This is a genomic window from Hornefia butyriciproducens (assembly GCF_009695915.1).
GTDB classification, from domain to species: domain Bacteria; phylum Bacillota; class Clostridia; order Peptostreptococcales; family Anaerovoracaceae; genus Aminicella; species Aminicella butyriciproducens.
Genome location: NZ_VUMZ01000012.1, coordinates 39,256 through 56,478, shown reverse-complemented (window position 1 = coordinate 56,478; position 17,223 = coordinate 39,256). Strand labels below are relative to the sequence as shown.

Sequence of the window (17,223 nt, the reverse complement as noted above, 5' to 3'; positions counted from 1 at the left end):
CAATGAACCCGTATTGGCTAATTGAATTTTACAGCATTTCAGGCCTGATTCCTATACCTGATTTTATGAAACCAGCCTCTGCCGGTCGTTTTTCTCTTAAATGTGGAAGTTACCTTTTCATTCAAGCGCACATAATGCTCCGGGGATTTTCTGTCCTTCATGTATTGCGGTGTGCCGCTGCACCGGCATTTCGCAGTGCATGTATTTCGCACCACTTGCATTCCCGTGCTCCGGCGTCCCGGTTCTCCGCAGCTCCGCCGTATTCCATTCCACGGTATGCCGCAAACGCTCATGAAAACGCCGCGTAAATTGCACGGATAGCGTTCTCGAAATCTCTGTTCTCCACGCCCACGATGATGTTCATCTCGCTGGAACCCTGGTCGATCATCCGGATATTCACCTTCGCATCCGCCAATGCAGTGAACAGTCTGGCCGCCACGCCGGCGCGCCGGTTCATTCCATATCCCACTGTTGCAATCAGAGAGATATCCTCAAACACTTCAATATTATCCGGCTTCAGCTGTGCATTAAATTCCTCCAGAATTTCATCCAGCCGGCCGTCAATGGCGCTGTCCGCCAGAACCACGGAAATCGTGTCAATTCCGGTAGGCATATGCTCGATGCTGATATCAAAGTCCTCCAGGATCATCAGAATTCTGCGCACGAACCCCTTCTCAGCGGCCAGCATATTTTTATAGATGGCGATAACCGTGAAATCACGACTTCCGGCGATGCCCGTAACGATTTTCTCGCTGGTCTCTTCCTCCGCCGTAATAATCGTGCCCGGATCCTCAGGCTGGTTGGTGTTCCTGATGTTAATCGGAATATTCTCCACGCGGCACGGATAAATCGCGTCCTCATGCAGCACCGATGCGCCCATGTACGACAGCTCCCGCAGTTCTTTGTACGATATGCGGTCGATAGGTCTTGGGTCTTTCACGATCCGCGGATCCGCCATCAGAAAACCGGAAACATCTGTCCAGTTCTCATACATCTCCGCGTTCACTGCCCGGGACACCAGCGCTCCCGTGATATCCGAGCCGCCCCGGGAGAACGTGACGATCTCACCCGTTTCTTTATCAGAGCCGTAGAACCCCGGGATTACCGCATGCTCATGTTTCGCGAGTTCCGCAGAAAGAGCACGGTTCGTTTCCTCCGTGAGGAGACGCCCTTTTTTGTCGAACAAAATCAGACCCGCCGTATCTACAAAATCATAGCCGATGTAAGCCGCCACCAGCACCGCGGAGAGATACTCCCCGCGGCTTGCGATATAGTCAGCACTGGCCCCGCTCTTCATTTTCTGTAAAATCACATCGAAATGCTTCTGCAGATCCACATCAATTCCCAGATTCATCTTCGCCGCGTTAAAACGATCTTCGATGACCTGAAACAGCTGATCATAGGGCAGATTCTGATCCATGTGCGTCTTGCACAGGTACAGCAGATCTGTCACTTTGTTATCCACCTCGAAACGTTTTCCCGGCGCAGACACCACAATGTACCTGCGGTCCGGATCGCTCTCGATGATCTTGCGGGTCTTTTCAAGCTGGATGCCATCCGCCACAGAGGACCCGCCGAATTTCAGTACTTTAACTCCCATTTACCGATTATGCCTCCAAATTACAGCTCTGCTTTCAGTTCCTCCACCTTGTCCAGGCGCTCCCAGGGGAACTCCACATCCGTTCTTCCGAAGTGACCGTATGCAGCAGTCTGTCTGTAAATCGGTCGTCTGAGATCCAGATCCCTGATAATCGCCGCCGGACGCAGATCGAAGTGCTTGTCTACGATCTCGGCGATCTTCTCATCCGCAAGTTTTCCTGTTCCGAAGGTGTCTACCATGATGGAAACCGGTCTCGCAACGCCGATGGCGTACGCCAGCTGAATTTCCAGTTTATCCGCGAATCCCGCCGCCACCAGGTTCTTGGCCGCGTATCTTGCGGCGTAGGTCGCGGAACGGTCTACCTTTGTAGGATCCTTGCCGGAGAACGCGCCGCCGCCGTGATGAGCATAGCCGCCGTAGGTGTCCACGATGATCTTCCGTCCTGTCAGGCCGGAGTCTCCGTGAGGTCCGCCGATTACGAAACGTCCCGTCGGGTTCACAAAGTATTTGGTCTCATCGTCCAGCAGTTCTGCCGGAATGATGGGTTTCACAACGTATTCGATGAGATCCTTACGGATCTGTTCCTGCGTTGCCTCAGGATCGTGCTGAGTGGAAATCAGAACGGTATCGATTCTCTTGACTTTGTCACCGTCATATTCCACCGTAACCTGTGTCTTTCCGTCCGGACGCAGGTATTTCAGCGTTCCGTCCTTTCTTACCTTTGTCAGCTGCAGTGCCAGCTTATGAGCCAGCGAAATCGGCATCGGCATCAGTTCCGGCGTCTCGTTGCAGGCGTATCCGAACATGATTCCCTGGTCGCCCGCACCGATGGCCTCGATACCATCATCCATGGTTCCTTCTTTGTGCTCCAGAGCGTCGTCCACGCCCATGGCGATGTCCGCGGACTGCTCATCGATCGCACTTAGAATCGCACAGGTCTCCGCGTCGAATCCGTATTTGGCACGGTCATAGCCGATATCGCGGATGACACCCCGGACGATCTTGGGGATGTCCACATAACAGTCTGTGCTGATTTCGCCCATGACCATAGCGTATCCCGTCGTTGTTGTCGTCTCGCAGGCAACGCGCCCGTTCGGATCCTTCTCCAGAATCGCGTCCAGAATCGCGTCCGAGATCTGGTCGCACATCTTATCAGGATGTCCTTCTGTAACCGATTCTGATGTAAATAATCTTTTCATATTTTCCTCCTGTTTCACACCCCCGGTGTGCTTCCGCCGCGCGTCCTCCACGGCACCCTCGCAATAAAAAAGCCCTTTCCGGAAAGAAAAGGCGTGATTACCTTCACGTTCCTCATCTCTCAGATATACTGTAGGACGTAGCACCTTGCCGGCAGCGCCTTATTGCGCCGCATCCAGGTTGCCGGGCATCAAAGGGCCTATTCCCTCCGCCACTCTTGATAAGGATACCGTCATTCTATACTATCAGCGGTACTTCCGTCAATATACAATGTTGCTATGTTTGTCAAAAAAAGGTATACTTTTATCAAAAGCAAAAGGAGTTTCAATTTGACTGATATCAAAAGAACATTCAAGGTTCTGGAGGGCGGTATGGCCCGCACCGCCACCCCGCTGTACCAGACATTCCACTCCGCGTGGATCACAAACACGAGACTGATGGGCGTGATTTGTCTCTGCATCCGCTGGACCGGAGACAGTCCCAGGTCCGGCGACCTCTACCAGTTTTTTTATTTTGAAGCCGAGGGGCAGGGCTTTGACCGTTTTGAATGGCACGACGGCGTGGACAAAACCTCTCTCAGGGAGCTCGAGGCCTCGCTCATCGGCGGTCTCGGCGGCCGCAAGGTGGCGATCCGGCAGCAGGAGGCCGTGCATCTTGCACAGTATTTCATCCGCTACAACAAAAAATACGCCCTCGCTCTTCCGGAGCCGGAGGACAAATATCTGTTCCTTCTGGAAATGGACGGAACGCTGACGGAGGAACAACAGGCCGCTCTTTTCGACAAAAGCTGCGTTCGGCTGACCTCGAAAAACGCACTGGCCAATTATTTTCTGATGCGCGTCTTCGGGCATGACTTTCCGGCGGCCGCAAGGCTTGCCACCGACGGCGTGGAACTTGATTTGTTCCCCGACCTCAGCGTCCTTACCTACTACCGCAACGAGATCACGATGGCGGAGGGACGAAGCAGCTGCCGCTGTGAATCGCTGATTGAGACCACACAGGGCTTCCGCGTCATCGTCACTGCGCTGACATTCACCGGCATGAAGATCAGCGGGTTCCGGTGCATCTCGAATATGCGGATTTCCGACATGGAGGCGTACATGAATCTGGCGCACTCCGAGTTCGTCACGGTGTACCGGTATGAGGGGAATCCGGAGGAATTCGTCCGGAGCAGCACCGAGCTCACGAAGAACGCGATGATTCTGCCGGAGCACAACGGCCGGACGTTCATGATTTACAACCCGACCAACGATCATGTCAAGGAGCCGGTGTACCTTCTGTATAACGATCTCACCGGAGTCTATCATATGGATGACAGTGGACAGCTTCTGGTCAGCTCCGCCACGCTGAGGAACATACGGAAGCTTGAGCTCGACCTGCACTTCAGCCCGCTGCGGGAGAAGCTGACGCCGGTTTCGAGTTTTGAATTCAATGAGCCTGTGCTCATGCAATACCTGGACAGCGATTTCACAGACTTTCTGGAATTCATCGACTCCATCAAGGTGGAATGAGCCCGCGGCGACCGGCGGCATTGCGTCCGGCGAGCACAGACTTCGCGAAACACGATTCTGCAAACTCACGACCTCACGCGCCCGCGGTCTCGCGGCACCGCAGTCCTGTCCGCAATCCTGTTTCGAAAAGTATACAAAATTCAATCTGCGGAAAAGGTATTATGTCAACTTATGTTCGCGGTTTGGCAAACGATTGTCAACACTCCGCAAAGCCCATAAATATAAGGAATCGAGGGAGTTTTCCACATGAATCCGAGAAATTGTATACGATTTTTGTCACAACCCGATGTGGAAACTTTAATCCTCATAAATCGTTGGAATTTCAAGACTATACCCATTGATTCTTTTTTGTCAAGAGGTAGTTATCCACATTTTTGAACGCATTATTTTTTCAGAATTTCGTAAATGGGAGGAACTATGAAAACCAGAAAATTATTCCAGCAGAATGTTTATCTCAAAAGCGTGACAGCGACCGTTTCATCGGTTAATTACGATTCAGATAATACCATTGTCACCCTGGATCAGACAGTCTTTTTCCCTGAAGGCGGCGGTCAGAGTGGCGACTGCGGCACGTTAACGAAGAACGGAACAGTCTTCCCTGTTATCGATACGCAGGAAGGAGATACAGGAGAAATTCTCCATATCATCTCCGGACGCACGGAAAACCTCTGCCCGGGTGACACGGTAGAGGCGGTCCTTGACTGGCCGCACCGTTTCGACAACATGCAGCGGCACTGCGGCGAGCATATTCTGAGCGGCGCGGTTTATCGGCTGTTCGGCGGCGCCAACAAAGGCTTCCATATGGGTGAGGACTCCATCACGATCGACATATCGTTCAATGGCGATTCGTCATCCGGCGCATACGAAAAAATGACATGGGAAATGGCTGAAGCTGCGGAAACAGAAGCGAACCGCGTCATCTGGCAGGATCTCCCGGTTTCTGTGGATCGGTTCGATACCCGCGAAGAAGCCGAAAAGTTTCCTCTCCGAAAAACACTGACGTTTGATGAAGATATCTCCATCGTTACCATCGGCTCCGAGGACAATCCTGCGGACTGCGTAGCCTGCTGCGGGACTCATCCCGCCCGGAGCGGTGCGGTAGGCCTGATTAAGATATACAAAATCGAACCCAACAAAGGAATGTCCCGCATCTATTTCGAAGCGGGGCAGCGCGCGCTGACTCATTATCAGAACCAGTTCAACACCCTGTACGAGCTGGGAAACCGTATGTCCGCAGGATATGATGACCTGCTCCGTAAATACGACGCCCAGACAGCGAAGAATCAGCAACTCCATGACCGACTTTCCGCTTTCCGCACCCGGATCCTGAATGCGGAACAGCAGCGCCTCGCTGCGGAAATGCGCCCCGGTCTGATCTCCCGTTATGACGACCTGTCCGTAGACGATCTGTTCAACCTCGGCAAGAAAATTGGTCCCGTATGTCAGGGCGTAATCGCACTTGTCCACGAGCCAAGTCATACCGCAATCCTTCTGTCCAACGAGAAACACTGCGGCAGGCTGGTGAAAGCCATCGCTCCCCAATTCAGCGGTAAGGGCGGCGGAAGCGACAGCTCTGCCCGCGCCTTTTTCCCGGACAAAGAACATCTGGAGGCTTTCCTGAACGCAGCACTCCTGTGAGCGCCGCACTGATGCAGACGCGGCGCTGCTGGCATACCTATCGATTTCACCGGGGATTTAACCGGCAGATACCGTTTATCATATCCACAAATTAAACAACGACGCAGCCGGTATCTCCGACTGCGCCGTTTGTTTCAGGAATTTACATTCTTGTGGCGAACCGTTTTCCCCGGTGCGCCGTTTCTGTTCAGTTTGACCGGATCGTCCGGAACGGAAACCGATTATTCCTCTTCCATCGGTTTGAGGTCATCCGCGAAGATCAGCTTGCATGCTGTCGCGTTCTGGATGTCCTCCTTGCTGTAATCCGGATGCAGCTCGGTTACGACCAGCCCTTCCGGTCTTACTTCCATAACGCCCATTTCGGTCACGATCATGTCAACGCACTTCTCTGCAGTCAGAGGCAGTGTGCACTTCTCCATGATTTTCGGGTTGCCCTTCTGGGTGTGAGTCATCGCGATGATAACCTTTTTCGCGCCGACAACCAGGTCCATGGCGCCGCCCATACCGGCAACTTTGTGACCCGGAATGATCCAGTTCGCCAGATCGCCGTTTTCCGCAACCTGCATCGCACCCAGAACAGTAGCGTCCAAATGTCCGCCGCGGATGATCCCGAAGCTGTCCGACGTATCGAAATACTTAACTCTCGGCAGCACGGTAACGTAGCTCCCGCCGGAATCAATGATATCCACATCGATCTTGGACGGATCGCTGACAGTCTCGTCAAGCCCTGCGAATCCGTTCTCGGAGTGCAGAGTCACGATCACATCCTCAGGAATGTAATTCGGAACCATGGTCGGAAGGCCGATTCCAAGGTTTACGACATCCCCGTCATGCATTTCCTTTGCCACTCTCTTGGCAATTCTTTCCTTGAGTTTTATATCTGCCATTTTGGTTCTCCTTCCACAACATCATCTACAAGTACGCCTGCAACGTCAAATGTATCCGGATCAACCTCGCCGATCTCGACCAGCTTCTCCGTCGCGACGACAACGTGATCCGCAGCGCCGGCCATAACGTAGTTATAGTTCTTGGTTGCCTTGGCGCTCATGAAGTTGCCGAATCTGTCGCAGACGGAAGCTCTGCAGAAGGCGTAATCCGCGTGCAGAGGTCTCTCCAGCAGGAAGCGCTTTCCATCGATTTCAATGGTCATCTTGTCTCTGCCCAGCTCGTCCTTCTCGGTCTCCATCGGAGTTCCCAGACCGGTCGGGGTCAGAACGCCGCCCAGTCCGTAGCTGGCCGCTCTGATCTTCTCAGCCAGCGTACCCTGCGGTACCAGCGTATAGGTCAGAGTTCCCTCAGCGAACTGCTCGTTCAGTTTCGGGTTTACGCCCAGATGGGAAGCGATGATGTGGTCAACCTGATGGCCGACAAGGAGCTTGCCTACGCCTCTCGGGGTCTTTCCGGGGCCGTTCGCCGGCTGTCCGACATCCAGTCCGCCGTCATTTGCGATTACAGTCAAGTGCTTGACGCCTTTTCTGACAAGCGCATCCATCAGGATTTCCGGGGAACCTGTTCCGAGGAAGCCACCGATCATGATGGTCATACCGTCTTTAACGCCAGCAACTGCTTCATCGGCAGTAATTACTTTGTCAATCATAATAAATCACCTTTCTATAAATTTTAGTCATGGAAGACCGTCTCCCCAGGATCTCCGGCTTCACGAAAGCGTCAGGCCATCAGTCCTACGACTACGAAACCTCCACATACTACTATACCAACAAAGAACAATGTTATCAAGCAATATCCCATAATATCTCTTGCTGAAAGTCCGGCAATTCCCAGTGCCGGCAGTGCCCAGAACGGCTGGATCATGTTGGTCCACGCGTCACCCCAGGCAATGGCCATTCCGGTAATGCTCGGATCGACTCCCAGCTTCAGTCCGGCCGGCATCATGATCGGACCCTGTACCGCCCACTGGCCTCCGCCGGAGGGTACAAAGAAGTTTACGATTCCTGCGGACAGGAATGTGAACAGCGGGAACGTCACATTGTTCGAAATCGATACGAAGAAATTACTGATCACGCCTGCCAGGGAAGTGCCGCCTTCCGGAGCGAAGGTCATCATTCCCATGATGCCCGCATAGAACGGGAACTGAAGGATGATGCCCGCAGCGCCCTTCGCGGAATCCGCAATTGCCCTCACATATCCGATCGGCGTCTTGTGGAAGATAATTCCCAAAATCAGGAAAATGAAGTTTACAATATTCAGCGACAGGTTGAATCCGGAGGTCGCAAAATAGTAAACCAGGTACACCAGTCCCGCGATTGCGATAATCGCTGAGCATATCACGCTGTTCTCCATTTTCTCAGCTGGGGTCACCGGAGCGGCGTATTCGATCTGCGCCTCTGCAAGCAGCTTCGGGTCAACAGTGATTGCCTCTCCCGGAGCCGGATGCATCTTAGCGTTGATGAACGGCAGACATACCAGAATGATCAGGCAGCAGATCAGGTTCCACGGCGCAAAGATCGTCTGCGAGGTGGAAATGATATGAGTTACCGCCCCTCCGGTAGCCGCCGCCAGAGCTCCCGGTGCTCCCGGTGCGTCCGGAGTCGCCAGCGCAAGCGGGATCGATCCGGAAATTCCGGCGTGCCATACCACAAAACCTGAATAGGCTGAAGCGATCAGCAGTCTGTAATCGACTCCCTTGACCTGTCTCGCCAGCTCTTTAGCCAGAATAGCTCCGACAACCAGGCCGAAACCCCAGTTCAGCCAGCAGGCCAGCAGTGAGAAAAACGTAACAACGATAATCGCCTGTATCGGCGTCTTGGCGATACTTGCGATTCTGGCAATCAGCTTCTTGATCGCCGGCGCGTTTGCGAATGCGCTGCCCAGTACCAGAACCAGAACCATCTGCATCGAGAACGCCAGCAGATTCCATACTCCCACGCCCCATGCGTTAATTACGGCGATAACGCCGGCATGTGTCGCCGGCAGTGCGCCGATGAACACGACGATCGTCAGGATAATACAGAAAATGAACGGATCCGGCAGATAGCGGTTCACCAGATGAACGCAGCCGTCAGTTAATTTCTTGAACATCTCACTTCTCCTTATAACTATAATATATCAATAATAAAAATTCTTCCCGCAGCAGTCCCCTGCTGCAACTACATTATAGTCTCGGAGATATAAGTTGTCAACAATTTATCAAAATATGGCGCAAGCGTCGAAACCGCTAAATTTCAACGCTTACGCAATTTTGTTCATTTTTTAACACAAGATGTGTTATCTGTCTTCGATTTTCGGTTTCTTCTGCCAGCCGCGCTTCACGACTTCCTCCATGATGAAGGACATTACATGCTCTGCATATTTTCCCGGCCCGAATCCGGCATCATAGCCAAGCTCCTGTGCCAGCTCATGAGAAATTCTCGGTCCGCCGCAGGTGCAGATCAGCTTGTCTCTGAGGCCTTCTGCCTCGACCAGCTCGATCATCTGGGTCAGCTGTTTGATGTGAATGTCTTTCTGCGTAACCGTCTGGGAAACCAGAATTGCATCCGCGTTCACCTCTCTGGCCTTTGCAAGCAGCTGCTCGCAGGGAACCTGAGAACCCATGTTGTAGGCAACCACATTCTTGAAACGTTCCAGTCCGAAGTGTCCGTGGAAGCCCTTCATCTGAATGATCGCATCGATACCGACTGTGTGCGCGTCGGATTCGATGGATGCACCGACGACGACGATGTCTCTGCCGACGTTTTCCTCGATCCATTTGCCGCATTCCACACGATCCAGCACCTCGACATCAACCTTCTTGACCTTGATCTTTGTGAAGTCTACGGTATGCGTGCTCTTTGCGTATACAACAAAGAATGTATATCCCGGGCAGAGTTCATGGTAGTAGGTTACGTTCGGTTCCTCCATGCCCATCTTGACCACATACTGCTTGGCAGCTTCCTCTGCCTCTTCGCCGTATGGTACCGGGAGAGTAAAAGCGAGTTCCATATAGCCATCGTTCAAAGTGTCGCCGTAAGGCTTGACCTTTGTCAGATCGACCTGAGCAATTGCCGCAGCACAATTCTTATCTGCCATTATTCTGCACCTTCTTTCATCAGAGGAATGAACGGATTGAAGTACTGGTCGTCCTTCGAGCAGACGCCGTCCAGTCCGTGTCCGCCATCCTTAGGTCTTTTGACTCCGCCGAATTTACCCTGTTCGATTGTCGAGAACAGGCCGTCCTTTTCAACCTCCGCCAGCAGGTCGTTAGCCTTGGACAGAACGAGCTGAGCTCTCTTCTGGATGATACCATCCTTCTTGAACTCCACCTCGTCGCCGATGTGTCTGGCGTTGTTGAAGATGTACTGAGCGTTCTCAATGGACAGATACCGGTCCTGCATATGCGGCGTCAGAATCGCCTCGGTCATCATGCCGAGGAGCTGCAGCGACTGTCCGCTCCAGATGGAAACCAGATTAAACAGCGCATCCTGAATATGTCCGCGGAAAATATTTCCGGTCATGAACTTTGTCGGCGGCATGTACTTGAGGCTTGCGTTCGGGAAAATCTCCTTGGCCATAACAGCCTGCGCCAGCTCGTACAGGAAGCCGTCCTCCATCATCGGGTCCATCTCGAAGGCATGGCCGAGTCCCATCTGTTCCTCTGGAATGTTGGCCAGAACCGCGAACTGCTCATTGATGAACTGGGACGCTGTGACGGTATGCGCCGCCTCGAAAGCGTCGTCGGTGGTCAGATAGTTGTCCTCTCCGGAATTGAAGATGATTCCGCAGTAGCCAATGATCACACGGCTGAAATACTGGTCAACGATGGTTCTCTGCATATTGATGTCACGGAACAGAATTCCGTAAATCGCGTCGTTCAGCATGACGTCCAGTCTCTCGATGGCGCCCATGGCTGCGATCTCCGGCATACACATACCGGAGGAATAGTTGCACAGACGGATGTATCTGCCGACTTCCTCTCCGACTTCATCCAGTGCCTTTCTCATGATGCGGAAGTTCTCCTGCGTTGCGTAGGTTCCTCCGAATCCTTCTGTGGTCGGTCCGTAAGGTACGTAATCCAGCAGGGACTGCGCTGTGGTTCTGATTACAGCGATAATATCCGCGCCCTGTCTCGCCGCCGCCTTCGCCTGGACAACGTCCTCATAGATGTTTCCGGTCGCGACGATAACATACAGATACGGTCTGCTGCCTTCACCCAGACGCTCAATATATTCATTTCTCTTGGCAGTCTGCGCCTTGATTTTCTTCAGAGACTCATGCACAATCGGCATAATCGCCTCTTCCGCTTCTTTTGCAGAAACAGTGTCAAGCTTGGTGATATCCAGCTCACCCGCGCCCACCTTTTCTGCGATCTCCTGGGGCTTCAGTCCCGTCTGAATCATTGCGTTGCCCATCCAGTACGCTGCGCCGCGCGGGAGGCCGCCGGCCGCCTGGATCTGCTCTACAATGACATTCGGAAGCGGAGTTTCGACATCGTCAATGCCGTCCACCCCCAGCAGTCTCAGGACGGTTCTCTCCGTACTTACTGTCGTATGTACGTCGATGAATTCCTGCATGTCCCTGGCCACATTAGCGGCGTGCTGACGCGCGCTGTCGACCATTTTAGGATCAATGTTCAATTTGCTTTTCATCCTGTTATCTCCTTACTTAATATACTTTTTGGCGCCTTCGATGATTTCCTCATTGAGGCCCAGCATCTTAGCGATATTCAGAGCGTCCTTCGGGATCTCTCTGTTTTCTGTCACCGTATATAATCGATAGTCCATATACCGGGAAATAATATTTATTCTTTCTCTTCTGTTTGCAAGATGAAGTTCACTGTCCAGCTTTCTGAAATCCACGTCGGCCAGCCCGCGAACCTGCATGTTCTTGATATCGCGTTCTTCAGTTACCGCGTCGAAATGTGTAGTGATCAGTGAGATATAGCTGCGGACCTTCAGATAATCGATCAGGCTCCTGGTCAGAGCCAGCCCTTCAATCGGGTTGGTTCCGCTGGCAATCTCATCGATCAGGATCAGAGAACGGTCCTGACTGTTGTCCAGAATCTCCTTCAGCTCCTCCATTTCACTTCCGAAGCTGGATAAGCCGCGTTCCACAGACTGACTGTCGCCAATCAGAATCTGCATATAATTCGATAATCCGATTCTCGCCCTCCTGCAAGGGACAAAGAATCCGTATTGGGCCAGCATCGGCACCAGACCAGACAATTTCAGCGAAATCGTCTTGCCACCCATATTGGCGCCTGTGATGCAGGTCACGCCGTCCGTCAGCGCAATGCTGACGGGACAGTACTCTTTTCCTTTGGAATGCAGGACCTCTTCTACCTGCAGGTGTCTGCCCTCCTCAAATTCAACAACGTGCTCCTCGACAATTTCCGGTTTGACACAATCATGCCTGATTCCATAGATTGCTTTCGCAAGAGCAAGATCCAGAGCTCCTATCTTTCCACAATTCTCAGTCAGAAGCTCCTCGCAGGAGGCCACCTCCTGCGAGAGAAGCTCCCGTATTCTCAACTCTTCTTCCTCAATCTCGCCGTTGACCTCTTCCATGTCTCTGACGAGTTCATAAACCTTGTCCGATTTTGTCAGTTCAAACGTGACTGACATATAATCTTCCGAAATCTGCTCCAGGTCCTTTATCTGTCTTGCTTTCTCCAGATCCTCGCTGGACCTGGAAATGATGACATCGAATTTCGGCGTCAGTACGATACCGTATTCCTTCCGGATTTCTTCCTTTCTGGCCTTCTGTGTTCTGCGGATCAGAATCTCGTAGCGATGCTTCTCCTTCCGCAGCTCAGCCAGTTTTTCCGAAAAATCATCGTAGATGTAGAATGTGTTAAGTCGATCTCCTCTGGGGTCCAGCCTGTCCAGCAGGGGTGTCACGTCGTCCAGAACATACTCCTTCGGCACCGGGCTTTCTGTCTGTGCGCAAAGCTTTTCGATCTTCTGCATCTGCAGAAGCATCGTCTTCACCTCAAACAGTTCCAGCACCGACAACGCATTTCTGTGACTTCTCCGGATCGTGTAGGAAAGATCCTTCATTTCCATGAAGGTCTCCTGTATTCTTGAAACCTGACGGTCACTTTCCCGGACAAATTTCATCATGTCTTCGACCTTGTCCAGCTCGTGCCGCAGTTCGTTCTCCTCACCGGGATAAAACGGTTTTCTCTCTTTCAGGAGTTTCTTTCCAAAAGGCGTATTCAGATCCAGATGAGCCATGACATACTCAAAACCCGTCTCCGTCCTGGTCTTCACATTGGCCAGCCTTCTGTTAGAACCCTGCTTCATGTCTACTCCCTTTCTGACTACATTCTCACATCGATAACCGGTATGTCGGGAAGCGCTTCCTGCATTGTATCTCTCAGCACTCCATGTTCAAACGAATATCCGCCCGGCGAAAAAGGATTGACGGTCACCGCCGCAATCCTGATGTTCTTCAGGACGCTTACCGAGAATCCGCGCTTGATCAGCTGCCTCCAGTCCATTACATTGATGAAGATCCTTGTGGGATCCTTCAGAATGAACCTGACTCTCTTCAGCTTCTCCGGCTGAATATCGGCGATCACGCTGTTTGTAAAAGCCCCCGGGATATATACATACTGCGTGTCTTCCGTAATCGCGTCGTCGATAAAACGACTGCCGCCGAGTCCGGTAGCCAGCTCCAGCCGCTGCACGCCGCCGTCTCTGTCAATCAGCGTCACACGCTCTTCTCCGCGCGTCTCCGCCAGTGCCTTCCGGGCCGTTTCGTCCTCAAGTTCCGGAAGCCGATACAGATTGACGATGTGGGAGGTTTCCTCCACCACTTTTTTCAGGCTCCTGGAGAGAACCGCTCCGGTCGACAAAATAATTGCGTCCGATGTTTCCGGCGCTGCAATGGACTTCCTGTCGATGGCACCGTCGATCAGAATCAGTTCCGCACCGAAATCAAACATCCGGGCGCACATTTTTTTGTTGTCTGCGGTCGCCACGGGTCCGGCAATCTGCACATACCCGCTCTCCACGACGCGGCAGAGCATGATGTCTCCGATCGCCGTACCGAACTTTGTCAGCTCCAGAATCTCCAGCCCCGCCTCAGCCAGCTCATACAGCTGCGCCGGAACGGAAACAATCGTGTCCTCATAAAGGTACACCCGGGGCTTCTCCGTTCCCGTCACCAGGTCGGAGGTTTCCCCGTCCCGCCCTGTGGATGTGATTCCGAGTCTGATCATTTCGTCATCCGCTTCCTCGATCAGATAGTTCAGCGCGGTGGTCTTCCCGGCGTTTTTCGCCATGCCGACAATAGACAGTGTCTTGTATTCAGTTGACAGATCGTATAATAAGCCCATAATTGATTGTTGCCTGTGGATATTCTTGAATGACATAGGGAGACCGAAGCCTCCCTATGTCGTTTTTCTTCGGGTCTGCTCAGGCAGACGCCCTCTTATTTCTGCTTGTTCTTCGCGTTTCTTTCATGTCTCGCCAGGTGCGCCGGCTCCATGGATTTAATCTGGAGTCCTTCGCCCAGAGCGGAAACGCCTTCATACTTGTAGGTCTTCTTCCCGGTGCAGTAGTCGCATTTGCACGGCAGATCAGGCAGATGCGGCTGCGTGTACGTGGTGATAACGCCTTCGTAGTTTCTCAGGATCACCTTGTCCGGCGTCTCGGAGATTACGTACTGAGGCTGTACCGGCGTCTTTCCGCCGCCTCCCGGAGCGTCGACAACAAAGGTCGGTACGCAGTATCCGGAAGTATGTCCTCTCAGACCCTCGATAATCTCGATGCCCTTGGCAACGGAGGTTCTGAAGTGCTCGATGCCGACGGACAGGTCGCAGATGTAGATGTAGTACGGTCTGACTCTGTTCTTGACCAGCACGTGTACCAAGTCTCTCATGATGTGCTTGCAGTCGTTGACGCCTCTCAGCAGTACGGACTGGTTTCCGAGCGGAATACCCGCATCAGCCAGCTTGCGGCATGCTTCCGCCGCGTCCGGAGTCATTTCCTTCGGATGGTTGAAGTGTGTATTCAGCCATACCGGGTGATATTTCTTCAGCATGTTGACCAGGTTGTCCGTAATACGCATCGGCATAACCACCGGCGTTCTGGAACCGAGTCTGACGATTTCAACGTGGTCGATCTTTCTCAGCTCGCTGATGATGTACTCCAGCGTGTCGTCCTCAACGCAGAGCGCGTCGCCGCCGGACAGCAGGACGTCTCTGACCTGCGGAGTCCGTCTGATGTAATCGATACACGCGTCGATGTCTTCTCTGGATCTCGCTCCGTCAGTTTCGCCGGCCAGTCTTCTTCTGGTGCAGTGACGGCAGTACATGGAACACTGGTCCGTAATCAGGAACAGCACTCTGTCCGGATATCTGTGGGTCAGTCCCGGAGCCGGAGAATCGGAATCCTCATGCAGCGGGTCCGCATCGTCCGCTTCCGATCTGTGCATCTCTGCCAGCGTCGGAACAGCCTGCATTCTGACCGGGTCTCTCGGATCATCCGGATCCATCAGAGAAGCATAGTACGGAGTGATTCCGACGCGGAATCCGCCCATAACCTTCTCGATGTCAGCCTTTTCCTGATCTGTCAGATTCACAACCTGAGCGATATCCTCTACCGTTGAGAGTCTGTGGGATACCTGCCAGTGCCAATCGTTCCACTGCTCATCCGTGACATCCTTGAACAAAGGAATGTCCTTCCAATTTCTGATTGCCATAATAAATCTCCTATCTTCGTTTGTTTCTTAAATTTTTTAAACGAAACGCAGTAGTTCTTTTAATTTCTTGGATTTTCGTATGATTATATTCTCAGGATTTTTCGCGCGGCCGGAACGCCGGCCGCGCATTTGTTAAATGTTTAAAGTTTTATGAGGTACAGTTAAATTGCCCTTTGTTGTCTATGCTTACGCATACATTTCCTGGAAGAGCTTGCGGATTCCGTCATGCTCTCTCAGTACCTGCAGAGTAACCTCCGCGTGGCCCTTGGTGTAGCCGTTTCCGATGATCATGTTGACGTCCTTGCCTACGCCCTCAGCGCCCAGAGCAGCCTTTGTGAAGCTGGTCGCCATGGAGAAGAAGTAAACGGTTCCGTCGTCCTTGCAGGTCAGGATGGAAGCCATCTCAGTGTTCTCGATGTTAACGCAGTTGATAACGACGTCGCAGAGCTGTCCGTCTGTCAGTTCCATGATCTTCTCATACATGCCGACCGCATCGGTAGCATCCATGTGGAAGTACTCGTCCGCCAGATCCAGGTTGCGTGCTCTGTCTTCAGATTTCTGAGATCCCGCAGCGCAGATAACCTTACCGGTAACGCCGACTCTCTTCTTTGCCTCATACAGGCACAGCAGTCCGGATTTTCCGCCGCCGCCGATGACCAGAACAGTCTGTCCCAGCTGGCAGAGCTTCGCAGCCTGAGCCGGAGCTCCCGCAACGTCCAGAGCAGACAGAGCCAGACCCTCTTCCATATCGTCAGGCAGCTTCGCATAGATGCCGCTCTGGAACAGAATCGCATGACCCTTGATGTCAACCTGGTCGATAGCCGGTCTCATCTCCAGAATCTCATCGATAACCAGCGGTGTCAGGGACAGAGAAACCAGTGTAGCGATCTTGTCGCCAACCTTCAGGTCACCCTTCCAGTTCGGTCCGATTTCCTCAACAGTACCGATCAGCATTCCGCCGGAACCTGTCCAGGGGTTCTTATGCTTTCCTGCCTTAGCAACAATGCCCAGCATGGTGTCCGCAACTGCCTTCTTGTCCTCGTCGGAAGTGATGTCAGCAGGCTTCTTTCCACATGCGTGATCGCATACAGATGTGAATGACGCAGAGTCGATGTTCAGGGTCTTGACGTTGATCTTGACTTCGTTGTCATAGATCTCCATATCGTTGTCGATAACGTCTGCCGGCTGCGGCAGAACACCCTTCGGGGAGATGACTCTGTGTGTTCCATATGGATTTCCTTTTTTCATTGTTGTATCCTCCTAGATAGAAAATTGATTGAATTAATATAAACTACGTGATATCGGAATTCTCCGATTAACTTAATTATAAAATCCAACTGAAATCGTGTCCACAATTAAGTACACGGGGATTGTGAAAAATTTGATTATTCGCCAATTGAACCGAATTGTGTTCAAAGGCAAACGGGCGTGATTCTATGTCGGTTCGCTCCTGGCTCAGTGAGATTACATTTACAATCGGCAGATGCAAAGCAGGCGAATTGCATTTCCTGGAAATATTGACATTTTTCCTAATTAATGCGTGCTCAGCCATCGAATATGCTTGAAATATCAATAATACAAAGAGCATATTCGATAGCCTGCCGCAAGGTTTTCAAGCGTTTCACCCGAAAACCT

At 52.3% G+C, this 17,223-nt stretch carries 13 protein-coding genes and 1 riboswitch; of the genes, 2 read left to right on the top strand and 11 right to left on the bottom strand.

Annotated elements, in window-relative coordinates; genetic code table 11:
- Positions 1-289: 289 nt before the first annotated feature.
- A complete protein-coding gene (locus FYJ64_RS10560; protein WP_154575098.1) occupies positions 290-1,600 on the bottom strand; it encodes an aspartate kinase in 1,311 nt (436 codons plus the stop codon).
- A gap of 20 nt (positions 1,601-1,620) precedes the next feature.
- Positions 1,621-2,799 (bottom strand): methionine adenosyltransferase, encoded by a 1,179-nt coding sequence (gene metK, locus FYJ64_RS10555; RefSeq protein ID WP_154575097.1) that lies wholly within the window; start codon positions 2,797-2,799, stop codon positions 1,621-1,623.
- Positions 2,800-2,908: 109 nt separating this feature from the next.
- Positions 2,909-3,024: riboswitch (SAM riboswitch) on the bottom strand.
- Positions 3,025-3,126: 102 nt separating this feature from the next.
- Between metK and FYJ64_RS10550 the strand changes: the two genes are divergently transcribed.
- Together FYJ64_RS10550 and FYJ64_RS10545 are read left to right on the top strand one after the other, a co-directional pair.
- On the top strand, positions 3,127-4,308 hold the full coding sequence (locus tag FYJ64_RS10550) for a hypothetical protein (protein WP_154575096.1): 1,182 nt from the start codon (positions 3,127-3,129) through the stop codon (positions 4,306-4,308).
- 417 nt (positions 4,309-4,725) lie between these two features.
- Positions 4,726-5,946, top strand: coding sequence for an alanyl-tRNA editing protein (locus FYJ64_RS10545; protein WP_206045647.1), 1,221 nt, complete (start codon positions 4,726-4,728; stop codon positions 5,944-5,946).
- A 221-nt stretch (positions 5,947-6,167) separates the two neighbouring features.
- On the opposite strand, the gene FYJ64_RS10540 is transcribed toward FYJ64_RS10545, so the two are convergent.
- The 9 genes from FYJ64_RS10540 to kdd form a co-directional block, all read right to left on the bottom strand.
- Entirely contained in the window at positions 6,168-6,833 is a 666-nt protein-coding gene (locus FYJ64_RS10540; protein ID WP_154575094.1) for a 3-oxoacid CoA-transferase subunit B, read from the bottom strand.
- On the bottom strand, positions 6,821-7,543 hold the full coding sequence (locus tag FYJ64_RS10535; protein WP_154575093.1) for a CoA transferase subunit A: 723 nt from the start codon (positions 7,541-7,543) through the stop codon (positions 6,821-6,823). The genes FYJ64_RS10540 and FYJ64_RS10535 overlap by 13 nt, the downstream gene beginning before the upstream one ends.
- 71 nt (positions 7,544-7,614) lie before the next feature.
- On the bottom strand, positions 7,615-8,985 hold the full coding sequence (locus tag FYJ64_RS10530; protein ID WP_154575092.1) for a short-chain fatty acid transporter: 1,371 nt from the start codon (positions 8,983-8,985) through the stop codon (positions 7,615-7,617).
- A 186-nt stretch (positions 8,986-9,171) separates the two neighbouring features.
- Positions 9,172-9,972 (bottom strand): lysine 5,6-aminomutase subunit beta, encoded by an 801-nt coding sequence (kamE, locus tag FYJ64_RS10525; RefSeq protein WP_075714027.1) that lies wholly within the window; start codon positions 9,970-9,972, stop codon positions 9,172-9,174.
- Positions 9,972-11,528 (bottom strand): lysine 5,6-aminomutase subunit alpha, encoded by a 1,557-nt coding sequence (kamD, locus tag FYJ64_RS10520; RefSeq protein WP_154575091.1) that lies wholly within the window; start codon positions 11,526-11,528, stop codon positions 9,972-9,974. Before kamD ends, kamE begins: the two co-directional genes overlap by 1 nt.
- Before the next feature lie 12 nt (positions 11,529-11,540).
- Positions 11,541-13,184 carry a lysine 5,6-aminomutase reactivase ATPase KamC gene (gene kamC / locus FYJ64_RS10515; RefSeq protein WP_154575090.1) on the bottom strand — a complete coding sequence of 548 codons (1,644 nt, stop codon included), beginning with the start codon at positions 13,182-13,184 and terminating at the stop codon, positions 11,541-11,543.
- A gap of 17 nt (positions 13,185-13,201) precedes the next feature.
- Positions 13,202-14,221: a lysine 5,6-aminomutase reactivase subunit KamB gene (gene kamB, locus FYJ64_RS10510; protein WP_154575089.1), complete on the bottom strand. Its 1,020-nt coding sequence runs from the start codon at positions 14,219-14,221 to the stop codon at positions 13,202-13,204.
- A gap of 95 nt (positions 14,222-14,316) precedes the next feature.
- On the bottom strand, positions 14,317-15,588 hold the full coding sequence (kamA, locus tag FYJ64_RS10505) for a lysine 2,3-aminomutase (protein WP_154575088.1): 1,272 nt from the start codon (positions 15,586-15,588) through the stop codon (positions 14,317-14,319).
- A gap of 186 nt (positions 15,589-15,774) precedes the next feature.
- Positions 15,775-16,836, bottom strand: a complete 1,062-nt coding sequence (gene kdd / locus FYJ64_RS10500; protein WP_075714019.1) for an L-erythro-3,5-diaminohexanoate dehydrogenase — start codon at positions 16,834-16,836, stop codon at positions 15,775-15,777.
- Positions 16,837-17,223 lie beyond the last annotated feature (387 nt).

Excerpts from the sequence above, each read along its gene's own strand:
- metK (WP_154575097.1), bottom strand. The coding sequence starts at position 2,799 with ATGAAAAGATTATTTACATCAGAATCGGTTACAGAAGGACATCCTGAT.
- kdd (WP_075714019.1), bottom strand. The coding sequence starts at position 16,836 with ATGAAAAAAGGAAATCCATATGGAACACACAGAGTCATCTCCCCGAAG.
- FYJ64_RS10545 (WP_206045647.1), top strand. The coding sequence starts at position 4,726 with ATGAAAACCAGAAAATTATTCCAGCAGAATGTTTATCTCAAAAGCGTG.
- FYJ64_RS10530 (WP_154575092.1), bottom strand. The coding sequence starts at position 8,985 with ATGTTCAAGAAATTAACTGACGGCTGCGTTCATCTGGTGAACCGCTAT.
- kamC (WP_154575090.1), bottom strand. The coding sequence starts at position 13,184 with ATGAAGCAGGGTTCTAACAGAAGGCTGGCCAATGTGAAGACCAGGACG.
- kamB (WP_154575089.1), bottom strand. The coding sequence starts at position 14,221 with ATGGGCTTATTATACGATCTGTCAACTGAATACAAGACACTGTCTATT.
- FYJ64_RS10540 (WP_154575094.1), bottom strand. The coding sequence starts at position 6,833 with ATGGCAGATATAAAACTCAAGGAAAGAATTGCCAAGAGAGTGGCAAAG.
- kamD (WP_154575091.1), bottom strand. The coding sequence starts at position 11,528 with ATGAAAAGCAAATTGAACATTGATCCTAAAATGGTCGACAGCGCGCGT.
- kamE (WP_075714027.1), bottom strand. The coding sequence starts at position 9,972 with ATGGCAGATAAGAATTGTGCTGCGGCAATTGCTCAGGTCGATCTGACA.
- kamA (WP_154575088.1), bottom strand. The coding sequence starts at position 15,588 with ATGGCAATCAGAAATTGGAAGGACATTCCTTTGTTCAAGGATGTCACG.
- FYJ64_RS10535 (WP_154575093.1), bottom strand. The coding sequence starts at position 7,543 with ATGATTGACAAAGTAATTACTGCCGATGAAGCAGTTGCTGGCGTTAAA.
- FYJ64_RS10560 (WP_154575098.1), bottom strand. The coding sequence starts at position 1,600 with ATGGGAGTTAAAGTACTGAAATTCGGCGGGTCCTCTGTGGCGGATGGC.